Genomic DNA, 22,040 nt, shown 5'->3' on the forward strand with positions numbered 1-22,040 from the left:
TCAGGCCCAGGGCATGACCGCGATTTAACAAGCGCTGCCGTAACTGCGCGCGCTTTGCGCCGTCTTCTTCCCTCGCCCGGCTTCGCCGGAACCCAGGGAGACACCATCATGATCATCGCCAGCCTCGCCCTCGCCCTATCGGCCGCCGCCGCGCCCGCGCCGGAGCTGAGGGTCCAGATAGCCGATCTGGATTTCAGCCGCCCCGAGCAGGCCAGGGTCTTTGTCCAACGCGTCAACGCCGCCGCCGACGCCTTCTGCGATCAGCATCGGGCCGTCGTCACGCCGCCCAGCCTGCAGGGAACCAAGGTCTGCGAGACGGAGATGCGCCGCTTCGCCATCAACCGCCTGGATCGCGAGCGCTGGACCGCCGCCCACCGCGCCGCCCTGGAGCTGCGTCGGGCGCGCTGACGTCACCACAGCGTGACTCGACAGCGGCTTCGGGTCGATCAACGGTGACGGTGCGACGTTGTTCGCGCGTGCAGTGGCCTTGATCCTTCCTCCTGACCTGAGGTGTCGCCATGCTGCCCCAACTGTCTGCGCTGGGCTGGTTTCATACGCTCGGCAGCCTGCCCGCCGTGCCCATCGGCCTGATCCTGCTGCTGATGCACGGCCGGATCGATCCCGCCACACGGCTGGGCAAGGCCTATCTGGTCTTCATGTTCATCGGCGCGATCTCGGCCATCTTCGTCATCAAGACCCCGCCGGGCGCCGCCGTGGCGGCGCTCAGCCTGATCTCGCTGACGGTCGGAGCGACGGTCGGCTTCATCAGGCCCCTGGCCCGCTATCGCTGGTCGATCGAGACCATCGCCCTCAGCGTCTCCTACTTCACCCTGCTGCTGCCCAGCGTCACCGAGACCCTGACCCGACTGCCGGCGGGCGATCCCGTCGCCTCGGGCGTCGAGGACCCTCTGGTCGTCGGTTTCCAGCTGACTGTCCTGGCCCTGCTGATCCTGGGCGTGACCCTGCAACTACTCTCCCGCCGTCGTCGCCTGTCGGCGGCGGCCCTCGCGTAAAGGAAACCGCGTGACCCGCATCATCTATCGCATCGTTCCGCACGACGGCGGCTGGGCCTACAAGCTGGGCGACAGCTTCTCCGAGACCTTCACCACCCACGACGCCGCGCGAGCCGCCGCCGTCGCCGTGTCGCGCGAGCAGCAGGTCCCCGACCGCACCTCGTGGATCGAGTTCGAGGACAGCGCGGGCCAGTGGATCACCGAACGCGCCGACGGCCACGACCGCCCGGAAACCGCCGTCGAAGATTAGACGGCGAAGGCCTCGGCGTAGCGCTCGGGCTTGAACCCCACCAGGGTCCGCCCGTCGCCCAGGTCCAGCACCGGCCGCTTGATCATCGACGGCTGGGCCAGCATCAGGGCGACGGCCTTGTCGGCGTTCAGGTCGGCCTTGTCGGCGTCCGACAGCTTGCGGAAGGTGGTCCCGGCGCGGTTCAGCACCGTCTCCCAGCCATGCTCCGCGATCCAGCGTTCCAGATCGGCCTTGTTCGCCCCCGCGACCTTGTAGTCATGAAAGGCGTAGTCCACACCCTGCCCGTCCAGCCAGACGCGCGCCTTCTTCATCGTGTCACAGGCCTTGATGCCGTACAGGGTGATGGTCATGGAGCGCTCCCTCGCTTGCTGAGGGCCGCGATCTGGCATCGGGAGGCGGAGGGGTCAAATTTCGGCTTCGCGTGGGCGCAAAATCTGTCTCGACGACCTCGGCAGAGTGGCCATCCAGAGGCCAAGACAAGCGATAGACAGCGTCAGGGCGTAATCTGCAAGCCAGGATGCAAGCAGCCACGGATACATTGAAGGCTGCGCAAAATAGGCCCAGAATTCGCCATCTTGGCCGCCCCCGAACCTATGGAAAAGCTCCAAAGCCAGCCAACAGATAGGCGTAACCGCAAGGATCACTACGGAGGCGTAGCCAATGAGCGTTCCTCGACCGCGAAGGAGGAACGCCACGACACTAGTAATGGTGAGAAACAGCCTGAAAATGTGAAAACCATCGTCCGTGGCGATGCTCATCCTCCACGCCGTCGCCAATAGTGGGGGATGCTCGGAGAACGAGGCGACAAAACCCAGGAAGGCCGCAAAGAGGACCAAGAATCCAATGGCCGCGATGCGATGGACAGTTCTAAATGCAACCATTCGCAAATCTAACATACCGACGATCTTCAACATAGATCGATCTCACCGCAGAAGAGCCCCCCGCATGAAGCTCTACGCCCACCCCTTCTCGTCCTTCTGCCAGAAAGCGCTGATCGCGCTGTATGAGAACGAGACGCCGTTCGAGTTTCGGCTGCTGGAGGGCGAGGCCGCCTTCGCCGAGTTGACGGCTCTGTGGCCGGTGCGCAAGTTCCCGGTCTTGCAGGACGGCGACCGCACTGTCGTCGAGGCCACGGCCATCATCGAGCATCTGGCCGTGCATCATCCCGGCCCGGTGCAGCTGATCCCCGCCGATCCCGCCATCGCCGTCGAGGTGCGGATGATGGACCGGGTGTTCGACCACTATGTCTCGAGCTCGCAACAGAAACTGGTGGCCGACGCCCTGCGGCCCGAGGGCGACCGCGATCCCTATGGCGTGGCCGAAGCGAAGCGGATGCTGGACACGGCCTATGCCTGGCTGGACGAACGGCTGGCGGGGCGGGAGTGGGCCACCGACCACGGCTTCAACCTGGCCGACTGCGCCGCGGCGCCCGCACTTTTCTATGCTGACTGGTCGCATCCGATCGAGGATCGGTTCGCGACGCTGAAGGCCTATCGCGCCCGGCTGCTGGCCCGGCCGTCGATGGCGCGCGCGGTGGACGAGGCTCGGCCCTACCGCGCCTATTTCCCGTTGGGCGCGCCGGATCGGGATTAGCGCCGCCGCCCAAACACCCGTCACCCTCAGGCCTGTCCCGAGGGCCCATCTTTCCGAATGCTCTTCGGTTCGCAACGGAGCCGGCGCGCTCGGTGCGTCATCATTCGTTCTTAGAGCTGCCCTGGCCCCTCGGGACAAGCCCGAGGGTGACGAGCGTTGAGGATCAGGCCGCCTTCTGGCTCCACAGGTCCAGATCGGCCTCACGCCCGATCAGAGCCAGGCCCGAGGCGATGGATTCGAACTCGCCGCCGGTCTCGATGCGGTCGGCGCCGAAGCGGCGGATGAAGATGTCGCGCACCGCCGGGACGAAGGAAGTGCCCCCGGTCAGGAAGACGCGGTCGATCTGCGTCCCGTCCAGACCCGACTGGGTCATGGCCTCGTCGACGGCGGCCTCCATGGCCTGAAGCTCGGGCGCGATCCAGCCCTCGAAGTCCGTACGCTTGACCGGCTTCTCGATCCGCACCGATCCGGCGAGAAAGGAGAAGACCGCCTCCCCATCCCGCGACAAGGCCTCTTTCAGACCCGAGACGGCGCGATAGAGGGCGTAGCCGTGGTTGTCGTCCAGCACCTCGATCAGGCGCTCGATCTTCTCCGGCTCCAGCGCCGTCGTGGCCAGGCCGCGAATGTCGCGCATGTCCTTGGATGCGCGCAGCAGGGCCAGCTGATCCCAGCGCGCGAAGGCGCTGTAGTAGCGCTGCGGGATCGGCAAGCGGTTGTCGAAGGCGCGGTACAGGCTCCCCTTGCCCAGTTCCGGCGACACCAGCTGGTCGATGATCCGATAGTCGAAGGCGTCGCCCGCCACGCCCACGCCCGACCGGGCCAGCGGCGTGGACTTCAGCGCGCCGTCAGCCCGCTCGAACCGCACGATGGAGAAGTCGCTGGTGCCGCCGCCGAAGTCGGCGACCAGGACATTGGCGTCATGTTTCAGTTCGCGCGCAAAGAAGAAGGCCGCGCCGACGGGTTCGTAGGCATAGCGGATGTCGGTGAAGCCCAGGCGCGCGAAGGCCGCTTCATACCGCTCCAGCGCCAGGGCCTCGTTCGGATTGCCGCCCGCGAAGGTCACGGGCCGACCGACGATGATGCGCGGCGGCAGGTCGTCCATCGCCCCGTCCGCATGGTGCTTCAGCCGCAGCAGGAAGGCCGACAAAAGGTCCTCGAACCGATAGCGACGGTTGTCGATGCGCGTCTCGGTGAAGGCGGCGCTGGCGGCGAAGGTCTTGAACGACTGGATGAAGCGGGTCTCCAGCGGGTCCTCGACATAGGATTCGATGGCCCAGGGCCCCGCCTCGATGACGCGCTCGGGCGAGCCGCCGTCGCGCGCCTCGTGCAACTGGAAACTCAGCGCCGAGCGGAAGGCGAACAGGTCCTTCTCCTCGACCTGGAACCGCACCAGGGTCGCGGGGCCGTCGCCGTGGGTCAGCGACACCACCGTATTGGTCGTGCCGAAGTCGATGCCGATGGTGGCGGGCGTCGCGGACGTCATGGGGAAAACCTGCGGGGAGAGGGGCCGGGGTTCGTAGTCCCCTGCCCGCTCACGTCAAGGCCGTGCATGACTTGTCGCGGCAAATGGACCGCGCGGCCCGCCTGCGTCACAGTCGTCCCATGCGCGATTCGTCTCCTTCGGCCCCCAGCTTCTACGAGTTCTTCGCCGGCGGCGGCATGGTTCGCGCCGGCCTAGGCGCCGAATGGACCTGCCTATTCGCCAATGATTTCGACGCCAAGAAGGGCTTCTCCTATCAGGCCAACTGGGGCACGGGCGGCGAGCTGACGGTCGGCGACATTCGCGCGCTGGACGCCGCGCAGTTGCCGGGCGCCGCCGACATGATGTGGGGCTCCTTTCCCTGTCAGGACCTGTCTCTGGCGGGCGCCGGGGCGGGCTTGAAGGGCGAGCGGTCCGGCACCTTCTACGCCTTCTGGGACCTGATCCACGGCCTGATCAAGGACAAGCGTGCGCCGCGCATGGTGGCGGTCGAGAACGTCTGCGGCGCCCTGACCTCGCACGGCGGCAAGGATTTCGAGGCCATCTGCCGGACCTTCGCCGAGGCCGGCTATCGCTATGGCGCCCTGGTCATCAACGCCGACCTGTTCGTGCCCCAGTCGCGTCCGCGCCTGTTCGTCATCGGCGTCCGCGCCGACGTGGATGTCGCGCCCGACCTGCTGTCGCCCGAGCCCATCGAGCCCTTCCACACCCGCGCCCTGCGCCGTGCGGTCGGCAACCTGCCCGAGGACGTGCGCGAGCACCTGCTGTGGTGGAACGTGCCGACGCCCGAGCGGCGCATCGCCACCTTCGCCGACATCATCGAGGACCGCCCGACCAGCGTCGCCTGGCACACCCAGGCAGAGACCAGGAAGCTGCTCGACATGATGTCGCCGGTCCATCTGGCCAAGGTCGCGGCCGCCAAGCGCGCCGGGCGCCGCATGGTCGGCGGCGTCTATCGCCGGACCCGGATCGACGAAACCGGCGCCAAGGTCCAGCGCGCCGAGGTCCGCTTTGACGACGTGGCCGGTTGCCTGCGCACGCCGTCCGGCGGGTCCAGCCGTCAGGTCATTCTGGTGGTCGAGGGACGCCGCATCCGTTCACGCCTGATCTCGGCGCGCGAGACCGCGCGGCTGATGGGGTTGAAGGACAGCTATGTCCTGCCCCGGCAATACAGCGACGCCTATCACCTGACCGGCGACGGGGTGGCGGCGCCGGTGGTGCGGCACCTGGCCGAGCATGTCTTCGAGCCGCTGGCTCTCGGCGTTGTCGCCGCCGTCGACGGCGTTCAGGCCGCCTGATCCTCATTCGCTTCTAGGACGTCCAATCGTGGATGCGCGGCGTCCTGGCGCTGCCCCTATTCGCTTGGTCGATGCGCGCCGATGCGTCTTGCCGCTCGGCCGAGGCGGCGCTCGCGCCAAGGGCGAATGCGAGGCCGCCGCGAAGCTTCGCCGCATTTCCGTCCAATTGCAAAGGAACCCAAGGTCGCACCATTGGTTAACAGGGTCTTAACGCGCCGCTTACGCTTTTCGAAATTCCCGCGCCGGATGAATGCAGTCGTTACCGTGAACCAAACAGACTAAAACTACGTGATCATTTAGGATCGTAAGAGATGGTTGAAAATCGTCATTTCTACAATCGTCATGATGACTTTGGCGATACGCCTAATGCAACAATCATTGTTGCTGGCGGTGCTGGATTTCTTGGATCCCACCTATGCACTCGATTGATCGAAAATGGACACTTCGTCATCTGCGTCGATAACTTCCACACTGGAAGACCACAGAACGTCGCGCACCTGGAATCCTCTGGACGATTTTCCCTTCTCAACCACGACATCAACGCGCCGCTTCCGAACGACCTTCCCAAGGTCGATCAAATATACAATCTGGCCTGTCCTGCGTCTCCGGTTCACTATCAGTATGATCGCGTCAAGACGGCGCTGACATGCTCACTGGGAACGCTCAATCTTCTGAACAGGGCGGCTACAGACAGGGCGCGTTTCTTCCAGGCTTCTACGTCAGAGATCTACGGCGACCCCGAAGTTCATCCTCAGACCGAAAACTACCGGGGAAACGTCAACACGGTCGGCCCACGCTCCTGCTATGACGAGGGCAAACGGTTCGCGGAGACCCTGGTCACGGACTTCGGCGCCCAGCATGGGCTGACGACGCGGATCGTGCGCATTTTCAACACCTATGGTCCGCGCATGCACCCCGACGACGGGCGCGTGGTCTCCAACTTCATCGTCCAGGCCCTGATGGGCGAAGACATCACCATCTACGGCAGCGGCGAGCAGACCCGCTCCTTCTGCTTCGTCGATGACCTGGTCGAAGGCTTCATCCGCCTGATGAACGCCGGCGAGGACATCGACGGGCCGATCAATATCGGCAACCCGAACGAAACCACCGTCAAGCAACTGGCCGAGCAGATTCTGGCGATGGCCAAGTCCCGATCCAAGATCGTCTATCATCCGCTTCCGGTGGACGATCCTCGCCGGCGCAAGCCCGATATTTCGCGCGCCCTGGCGCGGCTGAACTGGTCGCCGCAGGTGCCTCTGCACGACGGACTCTCCCGAACCATCGCCTACTTCACCGAAGAAATGAAAAACAGCGGGCGCAGCTCGACCAGCGCGCTCGCCTCCTGAGAACAAAGAAACCCAAGACCGAGAAGACGACAGAAGACGACAGAAGACGAATGTAAGACGACGACTTAACACGGATATTCTGGGCGGGACATTCGATGCAAACCTACGACAGCGGCCTTCCAACCCTTCTCGTGTGGCTGTTCGCCATATCCCAGATTCTCTACCTGGGCTGCTTCATGCTGGAGATGTATTTCCGCACCCTCAAGGTGAACAGCGTGGACATGGACGACCCCCTGCCCGCGACAGAGGCCGAACTGCCCTTCATCGTCCTGCTCTATCCGGTCCTGCGCGAACTTGAGCGGACGATGGAGACGACCTTCACCTCCTTGGCCAAGCTCGACTATCCGCGCAGCCGCTATCGGGTCGTGGCCATTCCCAACGCCAACGACGCCGAGACCATCGCCAGCCTGCAACGGCTGACGCAGGCCTTTCCCTTCGTCGAGATCCTGGAGGTGCCCGCCACCACCGACCCGCGCTGGGACGTGGTCTGGAACGCCTGGGACGCCAACCCCAAGGCCTATTGGTGGCACAAGGGCAAGCGCGCCGGGTCCAAGGACCTGCCGCCCAAGAAGACGCGGCAGTTGATCTACGCCCTGTATCAGGTCGCCGAAACGCATCGCGACAAGACCAATCTGACGATCGATTACATCGACGCCGACAGTTGCCCCCCGGCCGACCACTTCAAGGCCGCCGCCATCGGCCTGCAGAAGTATGACGTGCTTCAGGCTCGCAACGTCGCCGGCAACCTGAACGCCAGCCTGGCCGCCGCCTTCCACGCCTTCGACCACATGACCTGGGACGGCGCCAAATACGGCCACCTGTCGGACCCGAAACAGCCCTTCTGGGTGCTGGGCAAGGGACTATTCTTCAAGGTCGACGACCTGGTCGCCCTGGGCGGCTTCCACCCCTGGATCACCATCGAGGACCCTGAGGTCGGCGAGCGGTTCTGGAAGAACGGCAAGACTCTGGGCATCATCGACAGTTCGCTGATCGAAGAAGTGCCCGAGACCTTCGGAGAAGGCGTCACGCAACGGAAGCGCTGGGTCGCCGGCTTCTTCCAGAGCCTGGGTTCGCCGCTCAAGGAAATGGATTTCACCTTCGGCGAACGCGTCCGCGCCTGGATGAACTTCCTGCCCTGCATGTCGCTGTGGGTGAACACCCTGGGCATCCCCCTGGGTATCTGGGCGGCCTGGCGGTTCTTCACCGGCGACAACGCCCTGCCCATGTGGCTGGTGGTGCTGTCGGTGTTCAACATCATCGCCTTCACCATGCTGATCGTCGGCCTCTACATGCGGACCTGGACGCGCACCGGACTGGTGCTGGAGCGCACCACCGATCGCATCGGCTACATGCTGATGGTCAATCCGGTCTTCGTCATGATCTGGTGGTGCGTCTGGATCATTCCGCTGACGCTGGGCTTCGTCATATATCTGAAGGACAGTGGTCAGGTCTGGCAACGCACCGAGAAGATCGACGCCAACAATACGCTCGTGCGGTCCAAACTGGATCAGTACGGCGTCCTCCGTCACGACCATTGAGCGGATGCGGTCATGGACAAGCATATTCTGATCACGGGCGGCGCCGGTTTCATCGGCTCCCATCTGGTCGACGCCATGCTGGCGCGCGGCTATCGCGTCAGCATCCTCGACAGCCTGTCGCCCCAGGTTCACGGCGACGGGGAAATGGATGCCGACGGCTGGCCCATCTACCTCGACCCGCGCGCGCGCCGCATCAGGGGCGACATCCTGGACGAAGGCGTGTTCGAGGCCGCGCTGGACGGCGTGACCCACCTGGCCCACCTGGCCGCCTCGGTCGGGGTCGGCCAGAGCATGACCAATATCGTCGACTATACGCGCAACAACGTCATGGCCGCCGCCGTCATGCTGGAGGTGCTGTCGCAGAAACCGCATAAGGTTCAGCGCATCGCCGTCGCTTCGTCCATGTCCATCTATGGCGAGGGTGACTACGTCCGCCCCTCGACCCACGCCCACGTCACCGCCGATGTCCGCCCCCATGCTCAACTGGAGGCGCGCCAGTGGGAGGTCATGATCGACGGCGAGGAACTGGAACCCGTCCCCACGGCGGAAGACAAGCTGCTGCAGCCCAACTCCATCTATGCGGTCAACAAGCGCGACCATGAGGAGATGTTCCTCTCGGTCGGGCGGGCGCTGCAAATCCCCACCGTGGCGCTGCGCCTGTTCAACGCCTATGGCTCGCGCCAGGCGCTCAGCAACCCCTACACCGGGGTCGCCGCCATCTTCATATCGCGGCTGCTGAACGACCAACCGCCGCTGGTGTTCGAAGACGGCCGCCAGATGCGTGACTTCGTCCACGTCCAGGACGTGGCCCGCGCCTTCACCACCGTTCTGGATAGCGACCGCGAGACGTGGGACGTGTTCAACGTCGGCAGCGGCGCTCCGATCTCAGTCAATGAGATCGCCGGGGTTCTGGCCCGCCTGCTGGGCAAGAACATCGCCCCCGAGGTGCTCAACAAATACCGCGTCGGCGACATCCGGCATTGCTTCGGCGACATCTCCAAGATCGAGCGCACCTATGGCTTCAAGCCTGAACGCGACATGGACACCGGCATGGAGGAACTGATCGCCTGGGTGTCGCGGACCAAGGCGCCGGTGGATCGCAGCGCTGAGTGCCTGGCCGAACTGGCGAGAGGAAAACTGGTCGTCTGAAAGTATTAACCAAAATGATCCAGCTTAGCTGAAGCGCCTTCCTCGGCGTCGCCGGCAAGGCGACGCGATCGATACTATCGTTAGGGAATGTTCATGACCGACCAACCGCGTCGCCTTGCATCGAAAACCTCATTCGCCGCCGCCCTGATCGCGCTGGGCGCGAGCGGATGGGCCGGAACCGCCGCGGCGCAGAGCGACGTGACGGTTTTCGCCGGTGGCAAGCTGGACGTCGCGGACTCCGCCTACGTCGGCGCCACGGTCGGCCTGCCCGGCCCGGTCGACGGCAAGGGCTGGGCCGTGCGCGGCGTGGTCTATACCGGCGGCTATGACTACCAGAATGGCCCGGTCACCATCGACGCGGACTTCACCGGGGCCCAGGCGGAACTTGTCTATCGCTTCGGCTCAGGTCCGACCTGGGGCAGCGTGGGCCTGGGCTATCGCTACGTCGACACCGACCTCAGCCCCGGCGACCCCGGCAACCGCCGCGACGGCGGTCAGGGCGAGATGATGGTCAGCCTGGACGGCGGCCATGTGTCCGGCCCCTGGCGGGTCGACTGGTACGGCGCCTATGGCTTCCAACTGGACGACTACGACGCGCAGGCCAGCCTGACGCATACGGTCGGGTCATCGGGCCGGGTCCGCGCGGGCCTCGAGATCGGGGCCGACGGCGATTCCAACTACAGCGCCTACCGCATCGGCCCCGTGTTGGGCGTGAAGGTCGGCGAACAGGCGGAGTTCCAGATCTCAGCCGGCTTCAGCGACGGGGACGACCGGGATTCCGACGGCTATGTCCGCGTCGGCTTCTATCGCAGCTTCTAGTTCTGGATCGAGCGGCAGTCCCGTCAGGCGAACCGCCGACAGAACACCCACAAGCTTCACCTTAAGAGGCAGCCCGAAGACAACTGCATTCCCGCCTTAAAATCACCCATCAGCAATCGTTAACTCCGCATTATCTTCGGAGGCCTAACGAATAGCGCTTGTTCTTCTCCGTAGCTTGAGAAGGTTGAGCGCAGTATGCTGACGCTTCCGTCACGACGGTCCATATTGACCGGCCTTGCGCTGGTTCCGGCCCTGTCCGTTACGCCCCACGGGGTCTGGGCGAGGCCCGAGGGGGAAGGCGCCGCCCTGCCCGACGCATCCGCTTCCGTCCCGTCCCTGTCCCGCGCCGCCCGCAGCGGCGGCCGCTACTTCGGCGCCGCCGCCCGCGCCGACCATCTGCGTCAGGACAAGGCCCTGCGCGCCGCCGTGCTACGCGACTGCGAGGTCCTGACCCCCGAGATCCATCTGAAATGGAACTCGCTGGAATGGCGCAAGGGGCAGTTCAACTTCAGCCCTGTCGATGATCTTCTGACCTTCTCCGATGAAAACGGCCTGCGGGTGCGTGGCCATACCCTGCTGTGGGACCAAAGCACGCCCGATTGGGCCAAACGCGAAATGCTGAGCCAGCGCGACTGGCGGCTGATGTCCGAACACTTCTCGCGCGTGCTGGGCCGATACGGTTCGCGCATCGAGGAATGGGACGTGATCAACGAACCCATCGACACCGAGGCGGGCGCGCGCAACCTGCGCCGCAACACCTTCTTCCGCGCCTTTGGACCCACCTACATCGAGCGGGCGATGGAGGAGGCGCGGGCGCACGCCCCCAACGCCCACCTGGTCATCAACGACTACGGCTTCGAATACGGCAACCCGGTCGACAAGGCGCGCCGGCAGGCCTTCGTCGCCCTGGCCCGTCGCCTGCGCGCCGCCGACGTCCCGCTGGACGGCGTCGGGGTTCAGGCCCACCTCGACCTGTCCAAGGGGCCGCTCGACACCGCCGGCCTGCAGGACATGACCAAGGCCCTGATCGACCTGGGCCTGGACATCACCGTGACTGAACTGGACGTCAAGGAAACGGACGCCGCCCACACGACGGCCGCCCGCGACCAGAAGGTGGCCGACGAGACCCGGCGCTATCTCGACGTCATGCTGGCCTTCCCCGAGGTGCGCGGCGTCGTGACCTGGGGCCTGACGGACAAGTTCTCCTGGCTGACTGAACAGGTCGACAGCCATGTCAGGGCCGCCCGCGGCGTCAACCGGGGCCTGCCCTATGACGACGCCTACAGCCCCAAGCCCATGTATTGGACCCTGGCGGACAGCCTCGGCGCCAGCGCCTAAAGAGGCGCCGCAGAAAACGTTCGTTTTCACAATGAGGCGCCACCGCTAGACATTCCCTGATTTTTCGCGGCAGGAACACGCACCCTTTGCGCGTGGCCGGCGTTAGGGTCGATGAATGCTGGGGGACGGGATTGCGTACACTCGCCAAGACAATCGATCTGGTCGCAGCGTTCGACGCCTCGCCCAACCCCTACATGCTGCTGGACGCGCAGTTGCGCTATGCCGGAATGAACCAGGCTTATCTGGACGTGACCCATCGCCGCCGCGAGGATCTGCTGGGCCAGCCGGTGATGCAGGCCTTCGACGCCGGGCCGGGCGAGGAAGCGCCCGAAAACGCCCGCCAACTGGCCGCATCGTTCGATAAGGTCCTGACGACGGGGCAACCGGACAATCTGGCGGTGCTCCACTACCCGATCCCGATCGAGCAGGACGACGGCTCGATCCTGTATGACGACCGCTACTGGAGTTGCACCCACACACCAATCAAGGATGCGTCCGGTAAGGTCACCCATATCCTGCAACACACCAGCGACATCACGGAACTGGAACGGCTGCGTCGCCAGGTCGGTCGGCTGCGACCGGAAGACGACTCCTCGGCCCTGGACAGCCTGATCGGCGGCGGCATGTTCCGTCGCGCCATGAGCGTTCAGGCGGACAATCGTCGGCTGGAGACAGAACGACGGCAACTGCTGGACATGTTCATGCAGACGCCGGGCTTCGTCGCCGTCCTGAACGGCCCGCAGCATGTCATCCAGCTTCACAACGGCGCCTATGGCCAGTTGATCGGTCGCCGCGATGTGATCGGCAAACCCATTCGCGAGGCCCTGCCTGAGCTGGCGGGTCAGGGCTATTACGACTTCCTCGACGAGGTCCTGGCGACGGGCGAGCCCTTCCAGGGACGCCAGAGTCCCGTGCAGTTGCAGCAGACGCCCAACGGCCTGCTGGCGACCCGCTATCTCAACTTCATCTACCAGCCGATCCGCAACGACGGCGGAGAGATCGTCGGCGTCTTCGTCCAGGGGCATGACGTCACCGACACCGTTCTGGCCGCCGAGCGTCAGAAGTTGATGATCGACGAGTTGAACCACCGGGTGAAGAACACCCTGGCCACGGTCCAGTCCATCGCCATGCAGACGGCGCGCTCGCACGAGGACCCGCGCTCCTTCGCCGAAACCTTCCAGTCGCGCATCCTGTCGCTGTCGCACACCCATGACCTGCTGACCCGCAGCCATTGGGAAGGCGCCGACCTGCGCGAGGTGCTGGAGCACGAAACCACGGCCCACGGCCTGCACCGGCTGACCCTGAACGGCCCAAACGTAGCGTTGGACCCGGCCATGGCCGTGTCCTTGGGCATGATCTTCCACGAGTTGGCCACCAACGCCGCCAAGTATGGCGCCCTGTCACCCGGCGACGGGCGCGTGCTGGTCGACTGGTCCGTGGCCGACCTGAATGATCCGCACCTCGGCATCGTCTGGCGTGAGACCGGAGGCCCATCTGTAGCGCAGCCGGAACGTCGGGGCTTCGGCAGCCGTTTGATCGAACGGAATGTGCGGCACGATCTGGCGGGCACCGTCCAGATGCACTACCGCGATGACGGCTTCACCGCCGAAATCACCATTCCGCTGAACAAGGAAGCCGCATGACCAACGCTTTGCAGGGCCGTCGCGTGCTGGTGATCGAAGACGAGTCCCTGGTGGCCATGTTGCTGGAGACCATTCTCGAGGACATGGGCTGCGCCGTGGTCGGGCCGGAATCCAATATCGACGACGGCTTGGTCGCCGCCACGACGGAGGCGTCGCTGGATGCCGCCCTGCTGGATGTCAATGTCGCCGGCCGCGAGGTCTTTCCGGTCGCCGAGGCCTTGAAGGCGCGCGGCGTGCCCTTCGTATTCTCCACGGGTTATGGCGAGGCCGGTCTGCCCGAGCACTGGCGCGGCAACCCCACAATCCAGAAACCTTTTACCGACCGCGCCATCCGCGACGCCCTGATGAAGGCGCTGAACATCAGCCTGGCTTGATGTCCTTCAGCACGGCGCGCGCCGCATTGTGGCCCGGCGCGCCCGTCACCCCACCGCCGGGATGGGCGCCAGAGCCGCAAAGATAGAGCCCGGGAACCGGCATCCGGTGATCGGCGTGGCCCAGCACCGGTCGGGCGCTGAACAGCTGATCCAGCGTCAGCCGCCCGTGGAAGATGTCGCCGCCGACCAGGCCGAAGCGCCGCTCCAGATCACGCGGTCCCAGGGCCAACCGCCCGACCACCGAGGCCTTGAAGCCCGGCGCATGGGCTTCGACCGTCGCGATCATCAGGTCGGCCACCGTGTCCCGATGCTCGTCCGCCAGATCGGGCGCGACGTGCTGGCAGAACAGGCTGGCGACGTGCTGGCCCGCGGGGGCTAGGCTGTCGTCCAGGGTCGAGGGGATCAGCATCTCGACGATGGGCTTTGACGACCAGCCGTTCAGGCGCGCCTCGGCGTGGGCGCGGTCCATATAGGCGAGCGTCGGCGCGATGATGATACCGGCTGTCAGGTGGTCGCCCGCCCCCGGCAGGGCGGTGAAGCGCGGCAGTTCCGACAGGGCGACATTCATGCGGAAGGTGCCGGAGCCGGAAGCGTAGCGGCTCATCCGCTCGGTGAAGTCCGCCGGGACCACGGCCGGATCGACCAAGCGGTCGAACAACAGGCGCGGGTGCAGGTTGGAGACGACAGCGCGGGCGCGGATCACGTCGCCCGCCTCGGTCACGGCCCCAACCGCCCTGCCCTTTTCCGTCAGCACCTCGGCGACCGGCGCGTCCAGCCGGATATCGACGCCCTGCTCTGCGCAGGCGGCGGCCATGGCATGAGTAATCGCCCCCATGCCGCCGATGGCGTGGCCCCAGGCGCCCTTCTTGCCGTTCACCTCGCCGAAGACGTGGTGCAGCAGGACATAGGCCGAGCCGGGGGTATAGGGGCTGGCGTAGTTGCCGACGACGCTGTCGAAGCCGAACAGGGCCTTGATCGGATCGCTCTCGAACCAGCCGTCCAGCCAGTCGCCCGCCGACTTGGCGAACAGGTCCAGCAGGTCACGCTGTGCGGCCAGGCCCAGCCCCGAGACGCGCCGCCCCAGCGACGCCGCCTTCAGCATCTCCGGCAGGGCCGCCAGCCAGCCGCCCTCAACCACGTTCGGCGGGGGGGTCAGGATCAGGTCGCGCAGGATGGCGGCGACCGCCTCCAGCCGCGCCTCATAGTCAGGCAGGCGTTCGGCGTCTCGGACCGAGAACTTGGCCACCTCGGCCTGGGTCCGCCCCTCGCAGGTCAGCAGATAGCGGCCGTCATCAAAGGGCAGGAAGTTGGCCGCGCGACGCTCGACCACGCGCAGGCCGTGGCGCGCCAGCTCCATTTCGGCGATGACGCGCGGGTTCAGCAGGCTGACGGTGTAGCTGGCGGTCGAGTTGCGGAAACCGGGATGGAACTCCTCGGTCACCGCCGCTCCGCCGACGACGCCGCGCCGCTCCAGCACCGTGACCTTCAGCCCGGCCCGCGCCAGATAGAAGGCGCAGACCAGACCGTTATGGCCGCCCCCCAGAATGACGACGTCCGTCTGTGATTGCGCCATGCCGCCCGCCCCCGATTCCAGAAGCCGACGCTAACATCAGACGCGACGTGGCGTGAACCAGCCCGTGTCCGTGCGCTGCACCGACCCGGCCACGGCCAGGACCGCCAGGGTCTGTTCGATGCGATCCTCCATGCGCCGACCTCGGCGCCCGCCGAAGCGCGCCGCCAGATCACGCGGGTTGACCGGGACGCCTTCCTGCCTAAGCGCATGCAAGAGGGCCGAAGCCATCGGCCCCGGCGCATCCGGCAAGGACGGCAGCTTGGCGGCGACGTCCAGGTTCGCCTCGACCTGAACAGGACGGTGCGAAGTCTTGACCCGACCCAGCTGGAAGTCTGGACGCAGGAAGCGCACCTCGCCACGCGCCTCCTCGTTGGCGCGCTCACGATTCAAAGCCACCAAGCGCGCCACGGCTTCCTGTGCCGGCAGGTTTGCAGGCCAGCCATAGGCGGACAGGACCGCCCCATCCAGCCGCTGATGCAGGTGATCCAGCAGACCGATACAGCCAGCATCATGGACCGCGCGATCGGCCTCGCACAGAGCAGCACCTGCGGCCAACCGGACCCGCGCGTTGTAGAGGCCGGTCATCGAGAGGAAGCCGTGCTGCGCAATGACCCTGGCCCTCAGCCCGTCGATCTCATCCGCCAGGACAGCGATCTCGGCGCCGGCTCGGCCTGACAGATCAGGAAAGGGAAAGGCGTCGAAACAGGCCCCCTTCACATAGACGGCGTCGCCGTCATAGACGCCGATCCGCGCCGAATTGGCCACGAACCACTGCTGATGCAGGCGCGACGACAGGACGCCCAGAATGGCCGCGTCGTCGCTGGCGATCACAACCAGCTTGTTGTCGGGCAAGATGTCCGCGTCGAGGAACCGGAACCACCGATGCTTGGCCGTCTCGACCGTGGCGATGTAGCGGCGCAGCCCCTCCAGCGCCGGACGCAACTCGCGGCGCGGTTCGCCAAAGATCCACCAGTTGTCACGATAGGAGGCCCGATTGTTGCGATCCCGTTCGGGCTTCACCGTTTCCAGAACGTGCTGAAAGATGGCCGGGTGCCGCCGTCGCACCTCGGCCTCCTCCCAGCCGAACAGGTCGATGACCTTCACCCCGCGGGGACGATCCGCCAGATCACGGCCGTTGCGATAGGCGCGGATGGGCAAGGCCGCTTCCGGCTCTGACGCCGACAGCAGGGCCGCCGCCCGATCCGGCGCGACGATGAAGCCCGCGCCCATCAGTTGCACCCCCCGCATGGCCAAGGCGGCGTTGGCTTTCAGCGGCACGGCGTCAGACACTGGCGCATTGACCGACAGGTCCGCCGAGATCGTCCCCCGCTCCTCGCTGAAGACAATCTCCGGCGCGTCGGTATGCAGCCCCGCCTCGGACACCACGCTTAGCAGCCGCCCCTGCCCGTCCGGCTCGCCGCGCTCGGCCACCGTCATGGCGATGCGGACGGCGGCGCTGTCGCCGCCCTTGATCCAGGGGTGATCCGGCACGGCGAAGACCAGCCGCATCGGCGGCTCGCCCTTCAGGTGATGTTCCAGCACCCGTCGGGAAAAGGTCTGGGTGATCGAGTTGGTGGTGATGAAGCCGAAGCGGCGCAGATTCGACCCCTTGGCCGTCAGGATGTCCGCCGCCCGGTCCCACCAGGCCGTAACCAGATCGGCGGACCGGAACCGCCCCTGCCGGACCTGCCACAGGGCGTCGACATAGCCGTCGCCCAGTTCGCGCCTCAGGTCCTTGCCGCCGATGAAGGGCGGGTTGCCGATGATGAAGTGAACGTCCGGCCACGGCGTCGGACGCGGGTCGATCAAGCGGACCACCTCACGCTCCTCGACCACCGGAAACAGAACGGGCGCGTCGCCGTCCTTGCGCCGCAGCCGGGCGCGCGTGATCGGCCGCCCCACGGCGTCGCGCACCAACTCCTCGCGCGACCAGGACAGCAGGGCGTCGGTTTGCCGTATCTTCTCGAAATTGCGCAGGATCGGCTCGGACGGTTTGGCGTCGCCATAGACGCGGAAATGCCATTGCAGATAGCCAATCCACATCACCATCTCGGCGATCCAGGCGGCGTAGGCGTTCTTCTCCAGCCCCCAGAACTGTTCTGGGCTGACCGTGTGTCCGTCCAGAGCCAGCGAGCCTTGCGCCTCGCCCATCTCGGACAGGACCGCCAGGACCTCGCCTTCCAACTCCTTCATCATCCCCATGGCGACATAGAGGAAGTTACCGGTGCCGCAGGCCGGGTCCAGCACGCGGACATGACACAGGTCATGATGGAACCGACGCACCATCTGGCGCGCCCCCTTGTGGTCGCCGGCCATGAACAGGCCAATGGCGCTAGCCTCAGCGGCCTCCCAGTCGGCGCGCAAGGGCTCCATCAGCGTCGGCTCAACCAGCCGCTCCACATAGATGCGCGGCGTATAGTGGGCGCCCAGTTCCGCGCGCTCGTCCGGGGCCAGGGCCTGTTCCAGCAGGGCGCCGAAGATGGCCGGCTCGACCGAGGCCCAGTCGCGCTGGGCAGCGGCTATCAGAGCCTCCAGTTCATCCTCGGTGATCGGCAGGGCGGCGACATGGCGGAACAGGCCGCCGTTGAACCGACGCAGGGTTTGGCGGATGGCCGAGCAGTGCCCGCCCTCGTCCATGCGCCGGAAGAAGTCGCCCGCGCCCAGATGAAACTGGTCGGCGTGGCCGCGATAGCTTTCCAGAAAGCGCCGGAAGCCCTTGTCCTCGATCAGGCCCACGCTGTCAGCGAACATGGCGAAGATGCACTGCATGACGAACAGAGCCGTCTGATTGGCTCGCGCCGCCTTGGCGACCGGGTCCGGGCGTCCATCCGCGCCGATGGCGACGCGTCCGCCGATAGAACGCACCAGCCAGGCCAGGCGGGCGGCGATGTCGGTCGTGACCTCGGCCACGCGGGCGGCCGGGTCCAGGCTCAGCGGATCGGACCAGACACGCCTTAGCCGATCACGCACAGCCTCATCGCGCAGATCCGCCATTTCGATGCGATGGCGGGCGCGGTCGGGGAAAGGGACATAGGCCTTGCCCTGCCGCCCAAAGTCGGACCACAGCTCGATGGCCCGTCCCACATCCACGACGACAATGAAGGGCGGCCATTCGTCGAGGGCCTTGGCGTAGTTCTCGGCCTGGCGCTTGGCGTTGCGCATCAGGGTTTCCAGCGTGCTGGACGACAGCGGCGCGACCTTGCGACCCTTGCCGCCGAACAAGGCCAGCTGAGGCTGCGGGTCCAGTGCCCCGCCCGCCCCGCGCTTGCCCGACTGCTTGGCCTCCAGCACGAAGGCGCCGCGCCGGTAGCAGTCGATGTAGCCGGGGTGGCTGCCCCCGTCCTCGTGCAGAAACTTCACCGGGCGCTCGAAACAGTAGTCGAGATCGCCGGTCCGCTCGTCATCCGGCGCCGCGACGCCGATCAAGCGGCACAACTGGGCGATGAAGGTTTGATAGTGGGCGCGCTCGCTGATCGGCGCCTCGGACCAGCGGCGAATGAAGTCGTCTGCATCCATGGATTGTCGGCCTCCCCGCCAACAACCCTAGATTAGGATAACTATGAAATGCAACTTTTAGATGATTTCACCACCGAGGTAGCGTCGATGCAGCAGGGGCGCGCCCAGCCAGTAGCAGAGCTCGGCGGGGCGGGTGATGTCCCAGACGGCGAGGTCGGCGGCCTTGCTGGCTTCCACGGTTCCGACCTCGTCCTGCAAGCCCAGGGCGCGGGCGGCTTGGCGGGTGGCGCCGGCGATGGCTTCTTCCGGGGTCAGGCGGAACTGGACGCAGGCCAGGTTCAGCGCCGCCGTCATCGAGGCGACGGGCGAGGTGCCGGGGTTGCAGTCGGTGGCCACCGCCATGCGAACGCCGTGCTGGCGCAGCAGGGCGACGGGCGGGGCTTTCGTTTCGCGGAGCATCAGGAAGGCGCCGGGCAGAAGGACCGCCACCACGCCCGCCTCGGCCATGGCCTGAACGCCCGGCTCGGTCGTGTGCTCGATGTGATCGGCGGACAGGGCGTGATAGCGGGCGGCAAGCGCCGCGCCGCCGCCGTCCGACAACTGGTCGGCGTGCAGCTTGACCGGCAGCCCCAGAGCCTCAGCCTTGTCGAACAGGCGGGCGACCTCGTCCGTGGTGAAGGCGATGGGCTCGCAATAGGCGTCCACGGCGTCGACCAGCCCCTCGGCGTGGGCGGCGGGCAGGATTTGATCCACAGCCTTGTCCACATAGGCCGTGCGGTCGGCCTTATGCTCCGGCGGGACGGCGTGCAGGCCCAGGTAGGAGGTGCGGACCCGCACCCCGGCGTCCTTCCCGATGCGGCGGGCGACGCGCAGCATCTTCAGTTCGCTGTCGTGGTCCAGACCATAGCCGGACTTGATCTCGACCGTGGTCACGCCCGTGGCCTTCAGCCCCTCCAGACGCTTGCAGGCCGAGGCGTAGAGCTCGTCCTCGCTCGCCTCGCGGGTCGCCTTGACCGAGGAGACGATGCCGCCCCCGGCCCGAGCGATCTCTTCATAGGTCGCGCCCTCCAGCCGCCGCTCGAACTCGCCTGAGCGGTCGCCGCCGAAGACCAGATGGGTGTGGCAATCGATCAGACCCGGCGTGACCCAGCGGCCGCTTAAGGCATCGGTTTCCACAGCCTTGTGCACAGGCATGTCGGCGCGCGGCCCGACCCAGGCGATGCGCCCGTCCTTGGTCAGAATGGCGGCGTCCTCGATCGCGCCATAGGGGGCGCCGCCCTCGGTCATGGCGGCGACGTGGCAGTCGGTGATGAGGCGGTCAGCGAGGATCATCGAACGTTCCAGTCAAAAACAGAAAGCCCTCCCCCCTCGAGGGGGAGGGTTGGGAGGGGGTGCATGCAGGCGCTTTCAAACACGACGCAGGAGACGCCGACAGCCACACCGCCTCCCGAGCTCGAATGGCCGACGAGGTGGCTCCACCCCCATCCCCGGCCCTTCCCCCCTCGAGGGGGAAGGGAGCAGGAAGGGGAGATCATCGCGCAGCCACGCCGCTCAGGATTTCGCAGAACCAGCGCCCGGCGGTCAGGGAGCTGAGGTCGCCGACTTCCAGCGAGGGGTCGTATTCGGTCAGGTCGACGGCGCCGACCTTGGGATGAGCGCCAATCGCTCGGGCGGCGTCGAAGAAGTCGTGGACCGAGACCCCGCCGGGGCGGGCGCCGGGGCTGGCGGGCCACTGGCTGCGGTCGATGACGTCGATGTCGAAGTCGACGTAGATGACCTCGCACAGGGACGACAGGCGCTCCAACTCCTCGACCACCACAGTCGTCAAACCGCGCTGGCGGCACTCGCGGGCGGTGCGGACGCTGATGCCCGCCGCCTCGGCCTTTTCATGGGCGCGGCGGGTATTGGCGAAGGGGGCGAGGCCCACCTGGCTGATCCGATGGCCGTCTAGCCCATCGTCCAGCAGGGCCTGAATCGGATTGCCGTTGGTCAGGCCCTGATCCGTGTCGCGCAGGTCGAAATGGGCGTCCAGCGTCAGGACGCCGACGCGCTCCAACCCGAGGGCATGAACGCCCGGCCGGGTGATGGCGTTGTTGCCGCCGACAAGGATGGTCAGGGCGCGGTGGGCCTGAGCCGCGACCGCGTCGCGCACCGGCTCGAAGGCGTCAAACGGCGAGACGGCCTTCAGCGCCACATCGCCCGCGTCGTGCACCAGCACATCCAGTTCGAGCCCCGTCTCGACGTCATAGGTGGACAGGCGCGGCAGGACGCCGCGCAGGGCTTTGGGGCCGAGGTCGCAGCGACCCGGCGTCAGCGACCGCTCGTTCAGCGGCGCGCCGATCAGCGCAACGGGGGCGTCGGGATGGTTCCCCACCAGATCGCCGACGGAACGCCAGCCCAGGGCTTCAGACGGTTGGCTCATCGGGGTCATCCTTTGGTGGGCGAGAAACGCGCGACCAGATCATAGGCCGCGCCGGGGAAGGTCTGCCACGCCCAGGTCACGCCCTGACCGTCGCGCCAGGTCCGGCGCTCCAGCCGCAGACAAGCTGCGCCGTCGGCCAGACCCAGATGGGTCGCGGTCTCGGGATCAGCGCCGACGGCGGAGATGCGATGCTCGGCCTCGGTCCAGGGCATGTGGGCCAGAAGCCAGCCGCCGGGCGGCTGGGCGGTGAAGTCGGCGGCCTCGGCCTCGGGCGCGGCGCTCAGCGAGATCAGGCGGCGCTCAAAGACGAAGGGCAGGTCGTCGGCCAGATGCAGGGTCTCCAGCTCGATCACCCGCTCGCCCAGACCTTCATCGGCGCGCGCGGGGCGGACGATGCGGCCCAACAGGCGGTGGGCATAGGCCAGTCCCCTGCCCTCGACCTCGGACTGGATATCGGGGATGGCGACCAGAGCCGACGAATGCACCGGCGGGTGGGCCACGACCGTCCCGGCGCGGCGACGTCGCACCACCAGGGCCCGCGCCGACAGGTCGGTCATGGCGCGCGACACCGTCATGCGGGCGCAGCCGTATTCGGCCATCAGCTCGGCCTCGGTCGGGATGCGGAAACCGGGCCGCCACTCGCCCGAGGCGATGCGGCGCTCGATGTCGCCGGCGATCCGTCGATGAAGCGGTTCCTGATCCATGAATCGAAACTGCCTCTTGCGCGCAATAATGTCTAGACATAACA

Annotated in this window: 20 protein-coding genes; 12 read left to right on the forward strand and 8 right to left on the reverse strand. The window is 66.3% G+C overall.

From position 1 onward, the window contains the following. Positions 1-108: 108 nt before the first annotated feature. The 3 genes from ACR9FL_RS11005 to ACR9FL_RS11015 all read left to right on the forward strand — a co-directional run bounded on the left by ACR9FL_RS11005 (position 109) and on the right by ACR9FL_RS11015 (position 1,263). The gene (locus ACR9FL_RS11005) at positions 109-408 is read left to right on the forward strand and encodes a UrcA family protein (protein ID WP_296175136.1); all 300 of its coding nucleotides are present in this window, start codon (positions 109-111) and stop codon (positions 406-408) included. A gap of 110 nt (positions 409-518) precedes the next feature. After that, positions 519-1,013 (forward strand): hypothetical protein, encoded by a 495-nt coding sequence (locus ACR9FL_RS11010; RefSeq protein WP_436355600.1) that lies wholly within the window; start codon positions 519-521, stop codon positions 1,011-1,013. Positions 1,014-1,023: 10 nt separating this feature from the next. Continuing rightward, complete coding sequence (locus ACR9FL_RS11015) at positions 1,024-1,263, forward strand: DUF2188 domain-containing protein (protein ID WP_436355601.1); 240 nt, start codon at positions 1,024-1,026, stop codon at positions 1,261-1,263. Here ACR9FL_RS11015 and ACR9FL_RS11020 read toward each other — a convergent pair. Together ACR9FL_RS11020 and ACR9FL_RS11025 are read right to left on the reverse strand one after the other, a co-directional pair. Further along, positions 1,260-1,613 (reverse strand): ArsC family reductase, encoded by a 354-nt coding sequence (locus ACR9FL_RS11020; protein ID WP_436355602.1) that lies wholly within the window; start codon positions 1,611-1,613, stop codon positions 1,260-1,262. The genes ACR9FL_RS11015 and ACR9FL_RS11020 overlap by 4 nt on opposite strands. Before the next feature lie 54 nt (positions 1,614-1,667). After that, positions 1,668-2,177 carry a hypothetical protein gene (locus ACR9FL_RS11025; RefSeq protein WP_436355603.1) on the reverse strand — a complete coding sequence of 170 codons (510 nt, stop codon included), beginning with the start codon at positions 2,175-2,177 and terminating at the stop codon, positions 1,668-1,670. A gap of 31 nt (positions 2,178-2,208) precedes the next feature. On the opposite strand from ACR9FL_RS11025, the gene ACR9FL_RS11030 reads away from it, so the two are divergent. Next, the gene (locus ACR9FL_RS11030; protein ID WP_436355604.1) at positions 2,209-2,856 is read left to right on the forward strand and encodes a glutathione S-transferase family protein; all 648 of its coding nucleotides are present in this window, start codon (positions 2,209-2,211) and stop codon (positions 2,854-2,856) included. Positions 2,857-3,019: 163 nt separating this feature from the next. Here the strand turns inward: ACR9FL_RS11030 and ACR9FL_RS11035 are convergent, their stop codons facing one another. Further along, positions 3,020-4,339 carry an Hsp70 family protein gene (locus ACR9FL_RS11035; RefSeq protein WP_436355605.1) on the reverse strand — a complete coding sequence of 440 codons (1,320 nt, stop codon included), beginning with the start codon at positions 4,337-4,339 and terminating at the stop codon, positions 3,020-3,022. Positions 4,340-4,458: 119 nt separating this feature from the next. Between ACR9FL_RS11035 and ACR9FL_RS11040 the strand changes: the two genes are divergently transcribed. The 8 genes from ACR9FL_RS11040 (at position 4,459) to ACR9FL_RS11075 (ending at position 13,841) form a co-directional block, all read left to right on the forward strand. Beyond that, positions 4,459-5,634 carry a DNA cytosine methyltransferase gene (locus ACR9FL_RS11040; protein WP_436355606.1) on the forward strand — a complete coding sequence of 392 codons (1,176 nt, stop codon included), beginning with the start codon at positions 4,459-4,461 and terminating at the stop codon, positions 5,632-5,634. Between the two features lie 311 nt (positions 5,635-5,945). Next, a complete protein-coding gene (locus ACR9FL_RS11045) occupies positions 5,946-6,980 on the forward strand; it encodes a UDP-glucuronic acid decarboxylase family protein (RefSeq protein ID WP_296175145.1) in 1,035 nt (344 codons plus the stop codon). A 95-nt stretch (positions 6,981-7,075) separates the two neighbouring features. After that, the gene (locus ACR9FL_RS11050) at positions 7,076-8,518 is read left to right on the forward strand and encodes a glycosyltransferase family 2 protein (RefSeq protein ID WP_436355607.1); all 1,443 of its coding nucleotides are present in this window, start codon (positions 7,076-7,078) and stop codon (positions 8,516-8,518) included. A 12-nt stretch (positions 8,519-8,530) separates the two neighbouring features. Continuing rightward, positions 8,531-9,667, forward strand: a complete 1,137-nt coding sequence (locus ACR9FL_RS11055) for an NAD-dependent epimerase/dehydratase family protein (protein WP_436355608.1) — start codon at positions 8,531-8,533, stop codon at positions 9,665-9,667. A 93-nt stretch (positions 9,668-9,760) separates the two neighbouring features. Beyond that, positions 9,761-10,486: a cellulose biosynthesis protein BcsS gene (gene bcsS / locus ACR9FL_RS11060; RefSeq protein WP_436355609.1), complete on the forward strand. Its 726-nt coding sequence runs from the start codon at positions 9,761-9,763 to the stop codon at positions 10,484-10,486. Between the two features lie 195 nt (positions 10,487-10,681). Continuing rightward, the gene (locus ACR9FL_RS11065) at positions 10,682-11,824 is read left to right on the forward strand and encodes an endo-1,4-beta-xylanase (protein ID WP_436355610.1); all 1,143 of its coding nucleotides are present in this window, start codon (positions 10,682-10,684) and stop codon (positions 11,822-11,824) included. Between the two features lie 131 nt (positions 11,825-11,955). Next, the gene (locus tag ACR9FL_RS11070; protein WP_296175152.1) at positions 11,956-13,467 is read left to right on the forward strand and encodes a sensor histidine kinase; all 1,512 of its coding nucleotides are present in this window, start codon (positions 11,956-11,958) and stop codon (positions 13,465-13,467) included. Then, on the forward strand, positions 13,464-13,841 hold the full coding sequence (locus ACR9FL_RS11075) for a response regulator (protein ID WP_296175153.1): 378 nt from the start codon (positions 13,464-13,466) through the stop codon (positions 13,839-13,841). The genes ACR9FL_RS11070 and ACR9FL_RS11075 overlap by 4 nt, the downstream gene beginning before the upstream one ends. Here ACR9FL_RS11075 and ACR9FL_RS11080 read toward each other — a convergent pair. The 5 genes from ACR9FL_RS11080 to ACR9FL_RS11100 form a co-directional block, all read right to left on the reverse strand. Beyond that, positions 13,828-15,414, reverse strand: coding sequence for a phytoene desaturase family protein (locus ACR9FL_RS11080; protein ID WP_436355611.1), 1,587 nt, complete (start codon positions 15,412-15,414; stop codon positions 13,828-13,830). The two genes, ACR9FL_RS11075 and ACR9FL_RS11080, sit on opposite strands and share 14 nt — an antisense overlap. A gap of 36 nt (positions 15,415-15,450) precedes the next feature. Continuing rightward, positions 15,451-18,930 carry a class I SAM-dependent DNA methyltransferase gene (locus ACR9FL_RS11085; protein ID WP_436355612.1) on the reverse strand — a complete coding sequence of 1,160 codons (3,480 nt, stop codon included), beginning with the start codon at positions 18,928-18,930 and terminating at the stop codon, positions 15,451-15,453. Positions 18,931-18,987: 57 nt separating this feature from the next. Then, the gene (gene hutI, locus ACR9FL_RS11090; RefSeq protein WP_436355613.1) at positions 18,988-20,202 is read right to left on the reverse strand and encodes an imidazolonepropionase; all 1,215 of its coding nucleotides are present in this window, start codon (positions 20,200-20,202) and stop codon (positions 18,988-18,990) included. Positions 20,203-20,401: 199 nt separating this feature from the next. Further along, entirely contained in the window at positions 20,402-21,292 is an 891-nt protein-coding gene (locus ACR9FL_RS11095) for an agmatinase family protein (RefSeq protein ID WP_436355614.1), read from the reverse strand. 5 nt (positions 21,293-21,297) lie between these two features. Then, positions 21,298-21,996, reverse strand: a complete 699-nt coding sequence (locus ACR9FL_RS11100) for a UTRA domain-containing protein (protein WP_436355615.1) — start codon at positions 21,994-21,996, stop codon at positions 21,298-21,300. Positions 21,997-22,040 lie beyond the last annotated feature (44 nt).

It is taken from the genome of Brevundimonas sp. CEF1, from assembly GCF_051353055.1.
Lineage (GTDB): Bacteria > Pseudomonadota > Alphaproteobacteria > Caulobacterales > Caulobacteraceae > Brevundimonas.

Excerpts from the sequence above, each read along its gene's own strand:
- ACR9FL_RS11005 (WP_296175136.1), top strand. The coding sequence starts at position 109 with ATGATCATCGCCAGCCTCGCCCTCGCCCTATCGGCCGCCGCCGCGCCC.
- ACR9FL_RS11010 (WP_436355600.1), top strand. The coding sequence starts at position 519 with ATGCTGCCCCAACTGTCTGCGCTGGGCTGGTTTCATACGCTCGGCAGC.
- ACR9FL_RS11020 (WP_436355602.1), bottom strand. The coding sequence starts at position 1,613 with ATGACCATCACCCTGTACGGCATCAAGGCCTGTGACACGATGAAGAAG.
- ACR9FL_RS11025 (WP_436355603.1), bottom strand. The coding sequence starts at position 2,177 with ATGTTGAAGATCGTCGGTATGTTAGATTTGCGAATGGTTGCATTTAGA.
- ACR9FL_RS11030 (WP_436355604.1), top strand. The coding sequence starts at position 2,209 with ATGAAGCTCTACGCCCACCCCTTCTCGTCCTTCTGCCAGAAAGCGCTG.
- ACR9FL_RS11035 (WP_436355605.1), bottom strand. The coding sequence starts at position 4,339 with ATGACGTCCGCGACGCCCGCCACCATCGGCATCGACTTCGGCACGACC.
- ACR9FL_RS11040 (WP_436355606.1), top strand. The coding sequence starts at position 4,459 with ATGCGCGATTCGTCTCCTTCGGCCCCCAGCTTCTACGAGTTCTTCGCC.
- ACR9FL_RS11045 (WP_296175145.1), top strand. The coding sequence starts at position 5,946 with ATGGTTGAAAATCGTCATTTCTACAATCGTCATGATGACTTTGGCGAT.
- ACR9FL_RS11050 (WP_436355607.1), top strand. The coding sequence starts at position 7,076 with ATGCAAACCTACGACAGCGGCCTTCCAACCCTTCTCGTGTGGCTGTTC.
- ACR9FL_RS11055 (WP_436355608.1), top strand. The coding sequence starts at position 8,531 with ATGGACAAGCATATTCTGATCACGGGCGGCGCCGGTTTCATCGGCTCC.
- bcsS (WP_436355609.1), top strand. The coding sequence starts at position 9,761 with ATGACCGACCAACCGCGTCGCCTTGCATCGAAAACCTCATTCGCCGCC.
- ACR9FL_RS11065 (WP_436355610.1), top strand. The coding sequence starts at position 10,682 with ATGCTGACGCTTCCGTCACGACGGTCCATATTGACCGGCCTTGCGCTG.
- ACR9FL_RS11075 (WP_296175153.1), top strand. The coding sequence starts at position 13,464 with ATGACCAACGCTTTGCAGGGCCGTCGCGTGCTGGTGATCGAAGACGAG.
- ACR9FL_RS11080 (WP_436355611.1), bottom strand. The coding sequence starts at position 15,414 with ATGGCGCAATCACAGACGGACGTCGTCATTCTGGGGGGCGGCCATAAC.
- ACR9FL_RS11085 (WP_436355612.1), bottom strand. The coding sequence starts at position 18,930 with ATGGATGCAGACGACTTCATTCGCCGCTGGTCCGAGGCGCCGATCAGC.
- hutI (WP_436355613.1), bottom strand. The coding sequence starts at position 20,202 with ATGATCCTCGCTGACCGCCTCATCACCGACTGCCACGTCGCCGCCATG.
- ACR9FL_RS11095 (WP_436355614.1), bottom strand. The coding sequence starts at position 21,292 with ATGAGCCAACCGTCTGAAGCCCTGGGCTGGCGTTCCGTCGGCGATCTG.
- ACR9FL_RS11100 (WP_436355615.1), bottom strand. The coding sequence starts at position 21,996 with ATGGATCAGGAACCGCTTCATCGACGGATCGCCGGCGACATCGAGCGC.